Raw genomic sequence first — 15684 nt, 5'->3', positions numbered from 1 at the left:
CAATCAGGGAGGGTCGGGTTGCCGGCCAGCGCCCGGCACTACCAACCGCTACGCTCGCCGGGCATGGCCCGGCGCTACCATTGATCAGCTCAACCAGCCCTTGCACGCGCTGTCGATCTGCTCGCCACAGGCCTGCTGCATGCGCTGCTGCAACCGCGCCAGTGTGTCCGCACCCTGGTGCTTGCCGCCCCAGGCCTTCAGCTGCACCGCCAGCCGTTCGAAACGCTGCTTCGTGCGCTGGTGGTAGCCCGACGGCTGTGCCTGCAGCTCGGCAATCAACGCGTCGGTGGCCTGCTCGATGCGCGGTGCATCGTCGGGGGCCAGGCGCAGCAGGCCCTCCACGTACAGCACGCCCCACTGCACGCGCGTGGCTGGGCCCTGTGCGCCTTCGTAGGCACGCTTCAACCACTCCAGTGCCCCCGCCGTGTCGCCGCGCTTCTCGGCCAGCTCAGCGAGTTCGGGCATGTAGTAGTAGGGTTGCTCGCTGCGCTTCAACTCGGCCAGCAGCAGGGTCTCGGCGCCGGCGTCGTCGCCGACTTCGCGCAGGGCATGGACCGCGCTGCTGATCGTTGCCTGCCGCGCGTGCGCATCGGTGGCCGCAGCATCGGCAGCAGCCACGCGCTGCTTCACGCGCTGCACCAGCGCTGCGGGCAGCGCGCCTTCGGGCTGCTGCTGGCGGGCCAGCGAGACTTCGGTCAACGCACGCGACAGTGCATCGTCCGCACGATTGCCACGCTCGGCATCGGCGCGGTCCAGCGCCAGCAGCAACTGCTGGCCCAGCGTGTTGCTGCTGGCCGGGCCTGCGCTCGCCTGCTTCACCAGCGCAGCGCCGGCATAGCCCAGCAGCTCGCGGTTGCGCCGCACTTCCGTGGGCTGTGCCAGCACCGCCTGCAGCAGCTCGCGCACTTCGGTCGGCGGCGTGGCCGGCTTCTCCGCGGTGGCCAGCGCCAACAGGGCGAAGCGACGCTGCAGGGCGGCATCGGGGGCGGCCTTGGCCAGCTGGCGCAGCACGTCGTCGGCCTTGCGCTGGCCGGCCAGGCGGTTGGCATCCACCTCCCAGCCGTAGTCACCCAGCACCTGCCAGTCCTCGGCGCCGAGCTTGCCCGGCGTGGACAAGGCCGTGGCCAGGGTCTCGGCCACCGCGCTGCGGCGGCTGGCGGCCACGGTGAGCGTACGGGTCAGTTCGGCCGCGTCGTTGCCGCCAGCCACGCGGGTGATCTCGTTTCGCTGCGGGTCCAGCACGATCAGGGTCGGGTAGCCGCGCACGCCGAAGCGCTCGCCCCAGGCCTGCGCACCTTCCTCGTCACCGTCCAGGTAGACCGGCACGAATTTGCCGGTCAGGGCGATGAAGGCGGGATCCTTGAACAGGCCGGCCTTCAGCTGGTTGCAGGGCGGGCACCACACCGCGCCCCAGTACAGCAGGACCGGCTTGCCGGTTTCGGCGGCCTCGTTGAACGCATCGTCGACATCGCCCTGGCGCCAGGCAATGGCCGTGGCCGGTGCGGCCTCGGCGGCCCTCGCGCTCGCTACCGGTGCCTGCGCGGGGGAACAGGCGCTCAGCGCGGTGGCCAGCAGCAACAAGGGGAGGGCAGCGCGCATCGGCAGCATCTCGAAGGAACGGGAGTGAAGCGCCATTGTAGGAACGCCGCCCGCCATCACTGATGCAGTTTGCTTATGTCCGGCTTGCCGCGCGGTATATGCCGCGGCTCAGTGCGAGGCGTGCACTTCCGCCGCCAGCAACCCGGCCAGCCAGGTCATGAATGCCTCGACCCGCCGCGGCAGGTGGCGGCGTTGCGCATAGACCAGGTTCACCGGCATCGGTTCGGCCAGGTAGTCGGGCAGTACTTCCACCAGGCGACCGTCACGCAGCGCCTCGCGTGCACCCATTTCCGGCACCTGGATGATGCCGAGGCCGGCCAGGGCGGCGGCACTGTAGCCGTCGGCGCTGTTGACCGTGAGCGCGCCGCGCATCGGCCAGGTCTGGTAGCGCTGGCCATCGAAATACTCGAAGCCGGGCGACCGCTGGCCGAGCGTGCCCACGTAATGCACCAGCCGATGCTGGTCGAGGTCGGCCAGTTCGCGCGGCGTACCGTGGGCGGCCAGGTAGCCCGGGCTGGCCACGTTGAGGATGCGCATCTGCCCCAGGGGGCGCGCGATCAGGCTGCTGTCGTCCAGCGTGCCGACCCGCAGCACGCAGTCGAAGCCCTCGCGCACCACGTCCACGCGGCGGTCGGTGGCGCTCAGTTCGACCTCCAGCCCCGGGTGCAGGGCCAGGAAGGCCGGCAGCTGCGGGATGACCAGGTTGCGGGCCATGCCGCCGGGCATGTCCACCCGCAGGCGGCCGCTGAGCTCGCTGGTTTCGCGCCGGAACAGGCTCTGCAGTTCGTCCATGTCGTCGAGCAGGTCGTGCGCGCGCTGCTGCAGCTGGGCACCGTCTGCGGTGAGATGCACGCGGCGGGTGGTCCGGTGCAGCAGCTGCGTGCCCAGTTCGGCTTCGAGCCTGGCGATGGCCTGGGAGACGCTGGCCTTGGGCAGGCCCAGGCTGTCAGCGGCGCGGGTGAACGAACCCAGTTCGGTGATGCGCAGGAAGACGCGCAGGGTGTCGAGGCGGTCCATCGATTGTTCGCCTGGCTTGAACAGTAAAATCAGGATCGCGCGATTTATGCGTGTAGGCAATCCCAATAGTCTGGCCACACTTCCTCCCAGACAGGTGCCCGCCATGACTTCTCCTTCCCGCGTCGTCCTCATCACCGGTGGCAGCCGCGGCCTTGGCCGCAATGCGGCACTGGCCCAGGCGGCCGACGGTGCCGATATCGTGATCACCTATCGCTCGCAGGCCGACGCCGCTGCGCAGGTCGTGCAGCAGGTGCAGGCGCTGGGCCGCCGTGCGCTGGCGCTGCCGCTGGACATGGCCGACAGTCCGGCGTTCCCGGCCTTCGCCGCGCAGCTGCGTGACGCGTTGCAGGCGTGGGGTGTCACCGCACTGCAGGGCCTGCTCAACAATGCCGGTGAAGCGCTGTACGCGCCGATCGCCGAGACCACCGAAGCGCAGTTCGACCACGCCGTGGCGGTGCACCTGAAGGGACCGTACTTCCTGACCCAGGCACTGCTGCCGCTGATCGCCGATGGCGGCCGCATCCTCAACGTCTCCAGCGGCCTGGCCCGCTTCTCGCTGCCGGGCAGCTCGGCCTACGCGATGATGAAGGGCGGTATCGAAGTGTTCACCCGTTACCTGGCCAACGAGCTGGGTGCGCGCGGCATCAGCGCCAATACGCTGGCGCCGGGCGCGATCGAAACCGATTTCGGTGGCGGCCACGTGCGCGACAACGCGCAGGTGAACGCCATGGTCTCGTCGATCACCGCGCTGGGTCGCCCCGGCCTGCCCGACGACATCGGACCGGTGGTGGTGGCGCTGCTGTCGCCGTCCACGGCCTGGGTCAACGGCCAGCGCGTGGAAGCCTCTGGCGGCATGTTCGTCTGACCGCCCGCGGGCGGCGTGTCATGGGGCGGCGAGGCTCAGCGGCTGGTAGACCAGGCCGTTGAACTCGCCGGCCTCGCCGTCGATCACGAAGCCGTAGCGCTGGTAGGTCGGCACCGCATTCAACGAGGCGCGCACGCTCATCGCCGGTGTGCGCAGCAGCGGCAGGACGGCGCGGAACAGGGCATGGCCGATGCCCTGGCCCTGGCAGCGAGGATCAACGAACAGCATCGCCAGGTGGCGGCCTTCCTTCAGTTCGACCACGCCGACCAGCCTGCCGTCCTGCTCGGCCACCAGGATGTGGTTGTCACCCTGCAGCCGCTCGGCGAATGCGCCGGTGGCAGCCACCTGCATGAAGGTCTGCACGCCCTGTGCGCTGAGCGACGGCGCGACGGCAGCGTCGAAGGCGGCGATGCAGATCGCGCTGATCGCGGTCAGATCGTCGGGGCGGGCCGGGCGGATGGCGTGCATGCAGTGTTCTTTCCATGATGACGTGCGGGTGCATTGCACACGATAAGCTCGCCGCATGAACCACTTCAATGCGGCCCATGCCCGGGTATTCCCACAGCGCGGCCTGAGCCTGGGGCTGATGACGCCGGTCGCCGCGGACGGGCTCGCCGACGTGGCGGAAGCGCAACGCATCGCGCGCCTGGCCGACGATCTTGGCTTTGCTGCGCTGTGGACCCGCGATGTGCCGCTGATGGTGCCGCAGGGGCCTGATGCCACCGCGAGTGCACTGGATGATCCGTTCCTCTGGCTTGCGCTGCTGGCCGGTGCCACCACGCGCATTGCGCTGGGCAGCGCGGCCATCGTGTTGCCGCTGCGGCATCCACTGCACGTGGCCAAGGCGGCGTTGAGCCTGGACCGGATCAGCGGCGGGCGCTTCGTGCTGGGCCTGGGCTCGGGTGATCGGCCGGAGGAGTTCGCGGCGTTCGGCGAGGACCTGGAGGGCAGGGCGGTCACGTTCCGCGAGCGCTGGGCAGTGCTGCATGCAGCGTTGTCGCCGGACGAGGTCGAACGGGCGCGGCTGCGCGACGCCACCGGTGGGTTCGACGTGCTGCCGGCAGCGCACGCGCGCATCCCGATGCTGGTGGTCGGCACGGCGCGGCAGAGCCTGCAGTGGATCGCCCGCGAAGCGGAGGGCTGGGCCACCTATCACCGCGAAGAGGCGGCGCAGGAGGGGCGCATCGGGCTGTGGCAGCAGGCGCTGGCGCAGGGCGGTGGTGCAGCCAAGCCGTTCGTGCAGTCGATGCTGCTGGACCTGCAGGCCGATCCGCGCGCCCCGGCAGAAGCGCTGCCGCTGGGCCTGAAGGTCGGCCGCGATGGCCTGCGGGCTTACCTGCAGCGCGTGCATGCCCAGGGCGTGGGCCATGTGATGTTCAACCTGGTCAGCAATGGGCGGCCGATGGACGAGGTGCTGCGGGAAATTGCTTCGGTAGGTGTCCACCTTGGTGGACACGCTGTTTGATTTCAGAGTCCGCCGGGCATGGCCAGGCGCTACCGGTAAGCGCGTGCATCTGCGTATCATTCGCGTTTGATCCTGCTGCCGGAGCTGCGCGTGACCCGACGTAATCCCATGCATCCGACCGGGCGTGTCTTCGCCGTGGTCGCCTTCATCGAAGCGCTTACCTGGGCCGGGCTGCTGGCCGGCATGTGGCTCAAGTACGGCCCCTATGAAAACGTCGCCCTGGTCAAAGTGTTCGGTCCGCTGCATGGTGCGGCCTTCCTGGTCTACGTGGCGGTGACGTTGTTTGCCGCCGTCCGCCTGCGCTGGCCGTGGTGGGCCAGTGCGCTGGCGCTGCTGGCGGCCATTCCGCCGCTGGTCACCCTGCCGCTGGAATGGTGGTTCCGCCGCCGCGGCCTGCTGGAACTGCGCACCCTGCGCTGAGACGCTGCGTTACCCATGCGTTCAAGCGAATGGGTATCAAATGCAAATACGAGCCGTTATCATTTAACGATGCCATCACCCCTGCCGGGGCGGCGCCTTCTTTAGAAACGGCTGGTGTTCCATGCATGCACGTCCCGTCGTCGCCGGTCTGCCGGCCCTGGTCCTTGCCGCTCTGATCGGCACCATGGCGATGATGTCGTTCGTGGCGGTGATCGGGCCGGTGGTGCGCCTGCTCGGCCTGTCCGAATGGCACGCCGGCCTGTCGGTCACCGCCGCTGGCGTGTTGTGGATGCTGGCCGCCCGTCCCTGGGGACGGCTGAGTGACCGCATCGGCCGCAAGCGCGTGCTGCTGCTGGCCATGGCTGCCTACACGGTGATCTACATCGGCCTGGCGGTGTTCATCGACGTCGCCCTGCAGGTGGTTCCGCCCGTGCTGGTCTCGGTACTGGTGCTGGTCGGCGCACGTGGGTTGATCGGCCTGTTCTATGCAGCTGTCCCGCCCACGGCGGCGGCGTTGATCGCCGACCAGGCCCCCACCGGCCAGCGTGCGCAGTTCATGGCGCGGCTGGGCAGCGCCAATGCGCTGGGCATGGTGCTGGGCCCGGCTGCTGCGGGCTGGCTGGCCTACCGCAACCTTTCCCTGGCGCTGTACGTGGCGGCACTGCTGCCGCTGCTGTCGCTGGCGCTGATTGCCTGGCGGCTGCCGGCCACGCCGCCGGTGGCCGCTGCACAGGCGGGTGCGCGCACACCGATGTCGCGGCTGGATGCACGCCTGCGCCTGCCGCAGCTGGCGGCCTTCCTGGCAATGGTCTCGGTGACCATCGCGCAGGTCACCGTGGGGTTCTTCGCCATTGATCGTTTCGTGCTGGATGCCGCTGCGGGCGCGCGCATGGCCGGCATCGCACTCACCGCCGTCGGCGTGGGCCTGATCCTGGCGCAGGTGCTGGTAATGAAGCTGGAGGTGCATCCGCGCCGCTGGATCATCATCGGCGCCCTGATCGCCGGGCTGGGTTTTGCCGCAGTGGCGGCGGTGCAGCAGCCCTGGCAGCTGCCGGCCACCTACGCAGTGGCGGCGTTCGGCATGGGGTTCGTGTTCCCGTCCTTCCAGGCACTGGCTGCCGATGCGGTAGAGCCGCACGAACAGGGCGCGGCCGCCGGCACCGTTGCCGCCGCGCAGGGGCTGGGCATGGTGGCCGGCCCGATGCTGGGCACGGTGTTGTACCGCGCAGGCGCCAGCCTGCCGTATCTGCTGGTGGGCGTGCTGCTGTTGCTGCTGTGCGGCCTGGCCATGGCCCATCGTGCAAAGGAGACCGCATGAACGATTCCCTGATGCAGGGCGCGTGGCCGGACGCTGCGCCGACACCTGCCCACCACACCGACGAAGCTGCGCTGTTCCTGCTGCAGCACGCCGACCAGCAGATCCACGCACGCGGCTGCCGCGCCAGCCTGCCGACCGGCGCGCTGGCCAGCCTGGCCGAGCGCGTGCAGGCCTTCTTCGCCCAGCAGCGGGGTGGTCCGGGGCTGTTGGTGGGCGCCGTGCCGTTCGAGCCGCGTGCGGACGATGCGCTGTACCAGCCCGAACGCGTATTGCCGGGGCTGCACATGGCGCCTCTGCACGCGCCCGCCCTGCGCGGGGCATTGACAGCCGAGCCGACCGCGCAGTCCTACGCCGCTGCCGTGGCGACGGCCGTGGAGGCGATGCGCGCACCGTCGGCCACGCTGCGCAAAGTGGTGCTGGCGCGCAGCCTGGTGGCGCACACCGAGCAGCCACTGGCGCCGGACACGCTGCTGGCGCGCCTGGGTGCCGATCCCTCGGTGGCAACCTATGCCGTGCCGCTGCCGGTCGAACCCGGGCAGGCGCCAGCGTGGCTGGTCGGCGCGACGCCGGAACTGCTGCTGCGCAAGCGCGGCGCCCAGGTGCTGTCGCATCCGCTGGCCGGCTCTGCCCGCCGCAGCAGCGATCCGGCCGAGGACCAGCGCGTGGCCCAGGCGTTGCTGGCTTCGCGCAAGGACCACGATGAACACCGCCACGTGGTCGAGGCCATCGTTGACGGCCTGGCCCCCTGGTGCCGTCGCGTCGAGGCACAGGCGCAGCCGGTGCTGCACGCTACCGCCAGCATGTGGCACCTGGGCACGCGCATCCATGCAACGCTGAAGGACGCATCGACGCCCGCCGCCACGCTGCTGGCCGAACTGCACCCGACGCCTGCGGTCTGTGGAACACCGCGACAGGCCGCGCTGCAGCGCATCCGCGAACTGGAGCCGGTGCCACGCGGCTTCTACGCCGGCGCGGTCGGCTGGCTGGACGCGCAGGGTGACGGCGACTGGTACGTGGCCATCCGCTGCGCGCGCCTGCAGGGCACGCAGCTGCGGCTGTTCGCCGGTGCCGGCATCGTTGCCGACTCGCAGCCGCAGGCTGAAGCAGCCGAGACCGGCGCGAAATTCACTGCCTTGTTGAACGCCCTGGGTGTGCACGACCCGGTGGCCCTGATCGAGCCCCAGCCATGAACCCCATTGAATCCCCTCGGCTGCCGCTGCAGCAGGCCTGGCCCGAAGCGCGCGTTGCACGCTATCGCGCGGCCGGCCACTGGCGCGGCGAGACCTTCGCGGCCTTCCTGCGCGAGCGCGCAGAGCAGTATGCCGATGACATCGCGGTGGTGGCCGGTGATGTCCGCCTGAGCTACGCACAGCTGTGGCACGAAGCCGGGCGTATCGGCGCCGGCCTGCTGGGGCAGGGCCTGCAACCGGGTGACCGGGTACTGGTGCAGCTGGGCAACACGGCCGGTTTCATCACCACGGTATGCGGGCTGTTCCGTGCCGGACTGGTGCCGGTGTACGTACTGCCGGCCCACCGCCTCACCGAGCTGGTCCACTTCGCCCGCAAGGCCGAAGCCAGCGCCTACATCACCACCGATGTGCACGAGGGCTTCGACCATCGTGGCCTGGCGCGCGCGCTGCAGGCGGAAGTACCCGCCGTCGCGCACGTGATGATCGATGGCGAGGCGGACGGGTTCATCGCACTGGACGCGCTGCAGGGTGACCGCAGCCACCTGCCGTCCGACCCGGACCCGCAATCGGTGGCGTTCCTGCAGATTTCCGGTGGCAGTACCGGGCTGTCCAAGCTGATCCCGCGCACCCACGACGACTACATCTATTCGTTCCGCGCCAGCAACGCGATCTGCGGCATCGACCGCGACAGCGTCTACCTGGTGGCACTGCCGGCGGCGCACAATTTCCCGATGAGCTCGCCGGGCTTCTTCGGCGCGCTGTACGCCGGCGCCCGCGTGGTGCTCAGCCCCGGCCCGGGCCCGGATGCGGCGTTTCCGCTGATCGCCCGCGAGCGCGTGACCTGCTGTGGCCTGGTGCCGCCGCTGGCGCTGCTGTGGGCGCAGGCGGCGGCCACCAGCGCGCACGACCTGTCCAGCCTGCAGGTGCTGCAGGTGGGCGGTGCCAAGCTGGTGCCGGAGGCGGCGCGAAGGGTGATCGATGGCCTGGGCTGCACCCTGCAGCAGGTGTTCGGCATGGCCGAGGGCCTGGTGAACTACACGCGGCTGGATGACCCTGAAGAACTGATCGTGGCCTGCCAGGGCCGGCCGATCAGCCCGGAAGACGAGGTGCGCGTGGTCGATGACCACGACCAGCCCGTGGCCGAGGGCGAGGTGGGGCATCTGCTGACCCGCGGCCCGTACACCATCGGCGCGTACCACAACGATGAAGTGGCCAACGCACGGGCCTTCACCGACGATGGCTTCTATCGCACCGGTGATCGCGTGCAGCAGCTGCCGGGCGGCTACCTGGTGGTGCAGGGCCGGGCGGGTGACCACATCAACCGTGCCGGCGAGAAGATCTCCGCCGAGGAGATCGAGGACCACCTGCTGGCCCATCCCGCCGTGTTCGACGCGGCGGTGGTATCCATTCCCGATGACTACCTGGGCGAGCGCAGCTGCGCCTTCGTCATCCAGCAGGGGGAGCCGATCAAGGGCCCCGCGCTGAAGGCGTGGATGCGTGGCCGCGGCCTGGCGGCATTCAAGGTGCCCGACCAGGTGGTGTTCGTGGACAGTTTCGATACCACGGCGGTCGGCAAGATCAGCCGCCGTGAACTGCGCGCGCAGCTGCGCGCGCGTCATCTGCAACAGACAGGAGGAACGCGCTGATGGCGCTGCCCCGCATTACCCCGTACGCCTTGCCGACCGCCGCCGAACTGCCGGCACCACGCGGCCCGTGGCGCCCGCAGCGTGATCGCATCGCGCTGCTGGTGCATGACATGCAACGCTACTTCCTAGCCGCGTTCGACGCCGGTGCCGAGCCGCTGCAGCCAGCGGTGGCCAACATCGCGCGCCTGCTGGCGCACTGCCGCGCACACGGCATCCCGGTGTTCTACACCGCCCAGCATGGCGACCAGGACCGGCGCGACCGCGGCCTGCAGGCGGACCTGTGGGGCCCGGGCATGCGCCGCAGCGACGAGCATGAGCCGATCATTGATGCGCTGGCCCCGCAGGCTGGCGAACACGTGCTGGTCAAGCACCGTTACAGCGCGTTCCAGCGCAGCAACCTGGAAACCCTGATGCGCGTGCGTGGCCGCGACCAGCTGCTGGTCACCGGTGTCTATGCGCATATCGGCTGCACGGCCACGGTGGCCGAAGCCTTCCAACGCGACATCGAAGCCTTCATCGCCGCTGATGCGGTGGCCGACTTCTCGCGCGCGGACCATGACCAGGCCCTGCACTGGATCGCACGCACCAGTGGCGTGCCGATGACCACCGATCAGCTGCTGGAGGTGCTGTGATGACCACGACGAACGACGTGCTGAACCTTGAACGCATGCGGGCCGACGTGGCGCGCGTGCTCGACTGCGAGCCGGCCGACATCGGCGACGACGACAACCTGATCGACCTCGACCTTGATTCGATGCGCATGCTCGGCCTGGTCCTGGCCTGGGGCAACACCGGGCTGCCGCTGGAGTTCTCGCAGCTGGCCGAGCACAGCACGCTGCGCCAGTGGTGGGCGGTCGTGCAGAAGCTGCAGGCGGCGCAGCAGGCATGAACGCCGCGGGGCTGGCGACGCCGGTAGCGCTGACCGAGGCGCAGTCGGGCCTGTGGTTTGCCCAGCGCCTGGCACCGGACAATCCTTCGTTCAATACGGCCCATGCCGTGTGGATCGAGGGTGCGCTGGACGTGGCCGCCTTCGTGGCCGCCGCCAACCAAGCCGCCGCCGAAGCGCAGGCCCTGGCGCTGCGCTTCGCCGAGGGCGAGGATGGACAGCCCCTGCAGTGGCATGACGCGGCCCACGTGCCGCTGCTGGCACTGCACGATCTGTCCGCGGACGCCGATCCCGCCGCCTCGGCGCGGGCGGCGATGCAGGCCGACCGGCTGGCGCCGGTGGACCCCACCCGCGACCGCATCAGCCAGCAGGTGCTGTTTCATCTGGGTGGACAGCGTTGGGTCTGGTACCTGCGCGTGCACCACCTGGCTGCCGATGGCTATGGCATGGCGTTGTTCAGTGATCGCGTGTGTGCGCTGCACGCAGGCCGCGGCGGCGAACCGTTGCCGCCGCTGGCGGGCGTACTGGCCGATGATGCCGCCTACCTTAGTGATGCACGTCGCGAGCAGGCGGGCCAGTGGTGGCGCGAGCAGTTGCGGCGCGCACCGGCCGCTGCGGGCCTGGCCGGGACGGCGGCGGCGGGCAGCGATGCGCTGCGCTGGGTGCAGCCTCTTGATGCCGCGTTCCGCGACCTGCTGCTGCAGACGTCGGTGCGCTGGCTGCAACCGTGGCCGGACGTACTGGCCGCGCTGTCGGCCGAGTACCTGCGGCGGATGAGTGCCGCCGAGGAAGTCGTGCTGGGCGTGCCCTACATGGGGCGGCTGGGCAATGCCTCGGCGCGGGTGCCGGCCATGGTGATGAACATACTGCCGCTGCGGGTGGCAGCGGGCGAGGGCAGTGTCGAGGCGTTCGCGCGCGGTATCGGCCGGCAATTGAGCCAGGGGCGCAGGCAGGGTCGCTACCGGGGCGAGCAGATGCGCCGCGATCTCGGCCTGGTGGGCGTGCAGCAGCGCCTGCACGGCCCGCTGGTGAACGTGCAGCCGTTCTACAAGCCGCTGGCGTTGCCCGGTGTTGAGGCCACGCTGGAGGTGCTGTGCACCGGCCCGGTCGATGACCTGACCCTGGGCTTCCGTGGCGACGGACAGGCGCTGCTGGATCTGGAGATCGAAGCCAATCCCGCGCTCTACAGCTTGGATGACGTGCAGGCGCACGCCGTGCGGCTGCAGCATTTCGTGTCAGCGGCACTGCAGGCGGACGACATCTGCCAGGTGCCGCTGGCGACGCCGGACGAGGCGCAGCGCACCGTCCACGGCTTCAATGCCACCGACCACGCGTTGCCTGCGACCACCCTGGTGCAGCTGCTGCAGCAGGGCATGGATCGCGATCCGCAGGCGACGGCCCTGGTGTTCGGCGATACCACGATGGACCACGCCACGCTGGAAGCACGCAGCTTCGCATTGGCCGCGCAGCTGCACGCGATGGGTATAGGCCCTGGCGACATTGTCGCGGTAGCGCTGCCGCGCTCGCTTGAGCTGGTTGTCGCGTTGCTGGGCGTACTTCGCGCCGGTGCCGCCTACCTGCCGCTGGACCTTGCCCACCCGGATGAACGGCTGGCGCGCATCCTCGCATCGGCGCGGCCGGCCTGTGTGCTGGCCGAGGCCGACGTGCAGGCGCGGCTGGGCGATGTCACGCTGCTGCCGCCCTCGCAGTGGACCGCGCTGAGCTTCGCCGCGCCATGGGCCGATCCGGAGCCGGGCGATGCGGCCTATGTCATCTACACCTCCGGTTCGACCGGTGAACCCAAGGGCGTGGTGATCGAACACCAGGCCATCGTCAACCGCCTGCTGTGGATGCGCGAGCACTACGGATTCGCCGCGGATGATCGCGTGCTGCAGAAGACCCCGGCCACCTTCGACGTGTCGGTGTGGGAGTTCTTCCTGCCGCTGCTGTGCGGCGCCACCCTGGTGCTGGCTGGGCCGGATGCGCACCGCGACCCGAGCGAGCTGGCGCGGCTGATCCGCAGCCACGACATCACCACCGCGCACTTCGTGCCGTCGATGCTCGATGCCTTCCTCGCGGCACCGGCTTCAGAGGGCCTGCGCCTGCGCCGCGTGTTCACCAGCGGTGAGGCCTTGGACGCCACGCTGCGCGACCGCTTCCACGGCAGGGTGCAAGCGGAACTGCACAATCTGTACGGGCCTACCGAGGCGGCGGTGGATGTGAGCTGGTGGTCGGCCAGTGCCGGCGATCGTTCGCGGCCGGTTCCGATCGGCTTCCCGGTATGGAACACGCGCCTGTACGTGCTGGATGCACGCATGCAGCCGCTGCCGGTCGGCGTGGCCGGTGATCTGTACCTGGGCGGCGTGCAGCTGGCGCGTGGCTACCTGGGCCGCGATGACCTGACCAACGAGCGCTTTCTGGCCGATCCGTTCCTGCCCGGGCAGCGCATCTACCGCACCGGTGACGTCGCGCGTTGGCGCGGCGATGGCGCGGTGGAATACCTGGGCCGCAGCGACCACCAGGTGAAGCTGCGCGGCCTGCGCATCGAGCTGGGCGAGATCGAGGCTGCGCTGCGCGAACTGCCTGGCATGGACCGGGTGGAAGTGCTGCTGCGGCAGGATGCGCCGGGCGACGCGCGGCTGGTTGCCTACGTGCCCTCTGCATCTGCCGACGCAGCGGTGCTGCGCAGCCATCTGGCCACGCGCGTGCCGGACTACATGCTGCCCTCTGCATTCGTCGGCGTGGATCATTGGCCGGTGACGGCCAACGGCAAGCTGGACCGCGGCGCATTGCCGAAGCCGCCGGAACAGAACGCCAGCGGACTGGCGCCGCGCACGCCGCTGGAGCATGAGCTGGCCGCGCTGTTTGCACAGGCGCTCGGTCGCGCGACGCCCGTTGCCGTGGACGCGGACTTCTTCAGCCTGGGCGGCGATTCGCTCTCGGCGGTGCATCTGCTGCTGGCCATTGAACAGCGCTGGCGCTGCGACCTGGGCCTGGGCGCGCTGTTCGCGCAGCCGACGGTGGCCGCATTGGCCGCGCGCATCGCCGAGCCACCCGCGTCGGCCGACCACGCGCTGGGGCCGGTGATCGCACTGGCGACGGCGGAAAGCGCCGCGCCGCCGCTGTTCGTGGTGCATCCCGCGGGCGGCATCGCCTGGAACTACCGGACGCTGGCGCGTGCGCTGCAGCCGGCGCGCACGGTCCATGGCCTGCAATCGCCGGCGTTGGACCCTCGGCAGGGGATGCCGTCGAGCATCGAAGTGATGGCAAACGACTACGTGCAGCGCATCGCCACCCTGCAGCCGCAGGGGCCGGTACACCTGCTGGGCTGGTCGGTGGGTGGCATCCTCGCCCAGGCCATGGCGGTGCGCCTGCACGAGATCGGCCGCGAAGTGGGTGAGCTGGTGCTGCTCGACGCGTATCCCAGTGAATGCTGGCGGTCCGAGCCGGAGCCCGATGCCATCGCCGCGCTGCGTGCACTGTTGGCCATCGCCGGCCACGACCCCGACGCACATCCGGAACTGGACAGCCGCGAGCGCATCCTCGCCTTCCTGCGCCGTGGTGGCAGCGCGCTGGGCAGCCTGCCGGATGTGGTACTCGATGGCGTGGTGCGTGCGGTGACCGGCACCAATCGCTTGATCCGCGAACATCAGCATCGGCCCTTCGACGGCACGCTGGTGCATGTGCGGGCAGGGCGCGACCACCAGGCGCGGCCGCAGCTGCAGTCGGCGTTGTGGATGGCCCATGCACGCAGGGTGCAGGCGCTGGAGCTGCCGTTCCTGCACGCCGAACTGACTGGCCGCGATGCGGTGGCGCAGCTGGCGCCCTGGTTGTCGACGCGGCTGCGGCAGTGGGATGAACAACAGGAGATCGCAACATGCAGCTGACTGGTTTTGAAGGACGCGTGGCGCTGGTGACCGGCGCGGCCGGTGGCATCGGCGCGGCTCTGGTACGGCTGCTGGCCGATGCGGGGTGCACGGTGGTGGCGACGGACTACCAGCGTCCAGCCGTGCAGGATGCGCGGGTACGGGCATTCGCTCTGGACGTGACCGACAGCGCAGCGGTGGATGCGCTGGTGGAGCAGGTGGAGGCGGGCGTCGGGCCAATCGCGCTGGCTGCCAGCGTGGCCGGCGTGTTGCATGTGGGCGAAGTGGCCACGACCGGCGATGAGGACTGGCGGCGCGTGTTCGCGGTCAACGCCGATGGCGTGTTCCATGTCGGCCGCGCGCTGGCGCGGGTGATGTCACCACGGCGCCAGGGCGCGATCGTCACGGTCAGTTCCAATGCGGCCGGCGTGCCCCGCCACGGCATGGCCGCCTATGCGGCGTCGAAGGCCGCCGCCACCATGTTCAGCCGCTGCCTGGGGCTGGAGCTGGCACCGCTGGGCATCCGCTGCAACATCGTCGCACCCGGTTCGACGCTGACGCCGATGCAGACCGGCATGTGGGAAGACGCGCACGGCGCCGAGCGGGTGATTGCAGGCAACCTGGACACGTACAAGGCGGGCATACCGCTGCGCAAGCTGGCCACTCCGGAGGACATCGCCCATTCGGTGATGTTCCTGCTGTCCGAACAGGCTGGTCACGTGGCGATGAGTGACCTGTACGTGGATGGCGGCGCCACCCTGCGCGGTTGAGCGCCTGTAGAGCCGGCCGCTGGCCGGCAATCGCGATCAGTTGCAGACAATTCCGAACCTCCGTCACGGCAGACCCCGACGCTCATCCCTCAACTACCTGGCCCATGATGTGCCATGAGCAGCCATCGCCTCCGCCTCGGCCGCCGCTCGATCACTGGCCAGGGCTACGTTCTGACAACGACCACCCATCAGCGCCGCCGCCTCTTTGAAAGCGCGGCGGCGGCCGCCTGCGTCATCGAGCAGTTCCGATACATTGAAGAGAAGGGGCTGGTGCGGTCGTTCGCCTGGGTCGTCATGCCGGATCACGTGCAATGGATGTTCCAGCTGCGGGCGTCGGAGCTTGCTGACATCGCCCGCCGGCTGAAGTCATCCAGTTCGCTGGCGCTGAATCGACTGGCCGACGGGCGCAGTACGGTATGGCAGGCAGGCTACTTCGATCACGCGGTGAGAGCCGAGGAGTCGCTGGTGAAGCAGGCGCTGTACATCCTGGGGAACCCGATCCGGGCCGGTCTCGCCAGGCAGATCGGCGAGTATCCGCACGCGTGGTCGATGTGGACGTGATGCCGGCCAGCGGCCGGCACTACCACGGCGCTCACTGTTGCATCGCGGGGCGGGAGGTAGTGCCGGACGCCGGCCGGCAAC

Annotated in this window: 14 protein-coding genes; 11 read left to right on the top strand and 3 right to left on the bottom strand. The window is 69.8% G+C overall.

Going from position 1 to position 15684, the window contains the following annotated elements:
• Positions 1-84: 84 nt before the first annotated feature.
• Complete coding sequence (locus tag AC3WL7_RS13665) at positions 85-1608, bottom strand: thioredoxin family protein (RefSeq protein ID WP_492750920.1); 1524 nt, start codon at positions 1606-1608, stop codon at positions 85-87.
• Positions 1609-1707: 99 nt separating this feature from the next.
• Entirely contained in the window at positions 1708-2682 is a 975-nt protein-coding gene (locus AC3WL7_RS13660; RefSeq protein WP_492750918.1) for a LysR family transcriptional regulator, read from the bottom strand.
• A gap of 37 nt (positions 2683-2719) precedes the next feature.
• On the opposite strand from AC3WL7_RS13660, the gene AC3WL7_RS13655 reads away from it, so the two are divergent.
• Entirely contained in the window at positions 2720-3481 is a 762-nt protein-coding gene (locus AC3WL7_RS13655; RefSeq protein WP_492750843.1) for an SDR family NAD(P)-dependent oxidoreductase, read from the top strand.
• A gap of 18 nt (positions 3482-3499) precedes the next feature.
• Here the strand turns inward: AC3WL7_RS13655 and AC3WL7_RS13650 are convergent, their stop codons facing one another.
• Positions 3500-3949 carry a GNAT family N-acetyltransferase gene (locus tag AC3WL7_RS13650; RefSeq protein WP_492750841.1) on the bottom strand — a complete coding sequence of 150 codons (450 nt, stop codon included), beginning with the start codon at positions 3947-3949 and terminating at the stop codon, positions 3500-3502.
• A gap of 55 nt (positions 3950-4004) precedes the next feature.
• On the opposite strand from AC3WL7_RS13650, the gene AC3WL7_RS13645 reads away from it, so the two are divergent.
• From AC3WL7_RS13645 to AC3WL7_RS13600, 10 genes are all read left to right on the top strand, one after another.
• Positions 4005-4946 (top strand): TIGR03571 family LLM class oxidoreductase, encoded by a 942-nt coding sequence (locus AC3WL7_RS13645; RefSeq protein WP_492750839.1) that lies wholly within the window; start codon positions 4005-4007, stop codon positions 4944-4946.
• A 108-nt stretch (positions 4947-5054) separates the two neighbouring features.
• Positions 5055-5366 (top strand): DUF3817 domain-containing protein, encoded by a 312-nt coding sequence (locus AC3WL7_RS13640; RefSeq protein WP_283221442.1) that lies wholly within the window; start codon positions 5055-5057, stop codon positions 5364-5366.
• A 121-nt stretch (positions 5367-5487) separates the two neighbouring features.
• Positions 5488-6684 carry an MFS transporter gene (locus AC3WL7_RS13635; protein WP_492750837.1) on the top strand — a complete coding sequence of 399 codons (1197 nt, stop codon included), beginning with the start codon at positions 5488-5490 and terminating at the stop codon, positions 6682-6684.
• Positions 6681-7874, top strand: coding sequence for an isochorismate synthase (locus AC3WL7_RS13630; RefSeq protein ID WP_492750835.1), 1194 nt, complete (start codon positions 6681-6683; stop codon positions 7872-7874). The genes AC3WL7_RS13635 and AC3WL7_RS13630 overlap by 4 nt, the downstream gene beginning before the upstream one ends.
• Positions 7871-9520 (top strand): (2,3-dihydroxybenzoyl)adenylate synthase, encoded by a 1650-nt coding sequence (locus tag AC3WL7_RS13625; protein ID WP_492750833.1) that lies wholly within the window; start codon positions 7871-7873, stop codon positions 9518-9520. The genes AC3WL7_RS13630 and AC3WL7_RS13625 overlap by 4 nt, the downstream gene beginning before the upstream one ends.
• Positions 9520-10152: an isochorismatase family protein gene (locus AC3WL7_RS13620; protein WP_492750831.1), complete on the top strand. Its 633-nt coding sequence runs from the start codon at positions 9520-9522 to the stop codon at positions 10150-10152. Before AC3WL7_RS13625 ends, AC3WL7_RS13620 begins: the two co-directional genes overlap by 1 nt.
• Positions 10152-10409 carry a phosphopantetheine-binding protein gene (locus tag AC3WL7_RS13615; protein WP_492750829.1) on the top strand — a complete coding sequence of 86 codons (258 nt, stop codon included), beginning with the start codon at positions 10152-10154 and terminating at the stop codon, positions 10407-10409. Before AC3WL7_RS13620 ends, AC3WL7_RS13615 begins: the two co-directional genes overlap by 1 nt.
• Positions 10406-14293: an amino acid adenylation domain-containing protein gene (locus tag AC3WL7_RS13610; protein WP_492750827.1), complete on the top strand. Its 3888-nt coding sequence runs from the start codon at positions 10406-10408 to the stop codon at positions 14291-14293. The genes AC3WL7_RS13615 and AC3WL7_RS13610 overlap by 4 nt, the downstream gene beginning before the upstream one ends.
• Positions 14284-15042, top strand: a complete 759-nt coding sequence (locus tag AC3WL7_RS13605; RefSeq protein ID WP_492750825.1) for a 2,3-dihydro-2,3-dihydroxybenzoate dehydrogenase — start codon at positions 14284-14286, stop codon at positions 15040-15042. The genes AC3WL7_RS13610 and AC3WL7_RS13605 overlap by 10 nt, the downstream gene beginning before the upstream one ends.
• A gap of 114 nt (positions 15043-15156) precedes the next feature.
• The gene (locus AC3WL7_RS13600) at positions 15157-15603 is read left to right on the top strand and encodes an REP-associated tyrosine transposase (protein ID WP_492750823.1); all 447 of its coding nucleotides are present in this window, start codon (positions 15157-15159) and stop codon (positions 15601-15603) included.
• The last annotated feature ends 81 nt before the right edge of the window (positions 15604-15684 follow it).

The organism is Stenotrophomonas sp. FW305-3-2-15-E-LB1, from assembly GCF_058787375.1.
The sequence above is the reverse complement of the archived record's forward strand: the minus strand, read 5'-3'. Positions and strand labels throughout refer to the sequence as shown.

Excerpts from the sequence above, each read along its gene's own strand:
- AC3WL7_RS13605 (WP_492750825.1), top strand. The coding sequence starts at position 14,284 with ATGCAGCTGACTGGTTTTGAAGGACGCGTGGCGCTGGTGACCGGCGCG.
- AC3WL7_RS13610 (WP_492750827.1), top strand. The coding sequence starts at position 10,406 with ATGAACGCCGCGGGGCTGGCGACGCCGGTAGCGCTGACCGAGGCGCAG.
- AC3WL7_RS13650 (WP_492750841.1), bottom strand. The coding sequence starts at position 3,949 with ATGCACGCCATCCGCCCGGCCCGCCCCGACGATCTGACCGCGATCAGC.
- AC3WL7_RS13665 (WP_492750920.1), bottom strand. The coding sequence starts at position 1,608 with ATGCTGCCGATGCGCGCTGCCCTCCCCTTGTTGCTGCTGGCCACCGCG.
- AC3WL7_RS13620 (WP_492750831.1), top strand. The coding sequence starts at position 9,520 with ATGGCGCTGCCCCGCATTACCCCGTACGCCTTGCCGACCGCCGCCGAA.
- AC3WL7_RS13640 (WP_283221442.1), top strand. The coding sequence starts at position 5,055 with ATGCATCCGACCGGGCGTGTCTTCGCCGTGGTCGCCTTCATCGAAGCG.
- AC3WL7_RS13600 (WP_492750823.1), top strand. The coding sequence starts at position 15,157 with ATGAGCAGCCATCGCCTCCGCCTCGGCCGCCGCTCGATCACTGGCCAG.
- AC3WL7_RS13635 (WP_492750837.1), top strand. The coding sequence starts at position 5,488 with ATGCATGCACGTCCCGTCGTCGCCGGTCTGCCGGCCCTGGTCCTTGCC.
- AC3WL7_RS13630 (WP_492750835.1), top strand. The coding sequence starts at position 6,681 with ATGAACGATTCCCTGATGCAGGGCGCGTGGCCGGACGCTGCGCCGACA.
- AC3WL7_RS13615 (WP_492750829.1), top strand. The coding sequence starts at position 10,152 with ATGACCACGACGAACGACGTGCTGAACCTTGAACGCATGCGGGCCGAC.
- AC3WL7_RS13645 (WP_492750839.1), top strand. The coding sequence starts at position 4,005 with ATGAACCACTTCAATGCGGCCCATGCCCGGGTATTCCCACAGCGCGGC.
- AC3WL7_RS13655 (WP_492750843.1), top strand. The coding sequence starts at position 2,720 with ATGACTTCTCCTTCCCGCGTCGTCCTCATCACCGGTGGCAGCCGCGGC.
- AC3WL7_RS13625 (WP_492750833.1), top strand. The coding sequence starts at position 7,871 with ATGAACCCCATTGAATCCCCTCGGCTGCCGCTGCAGCAGGCCTGGCCC.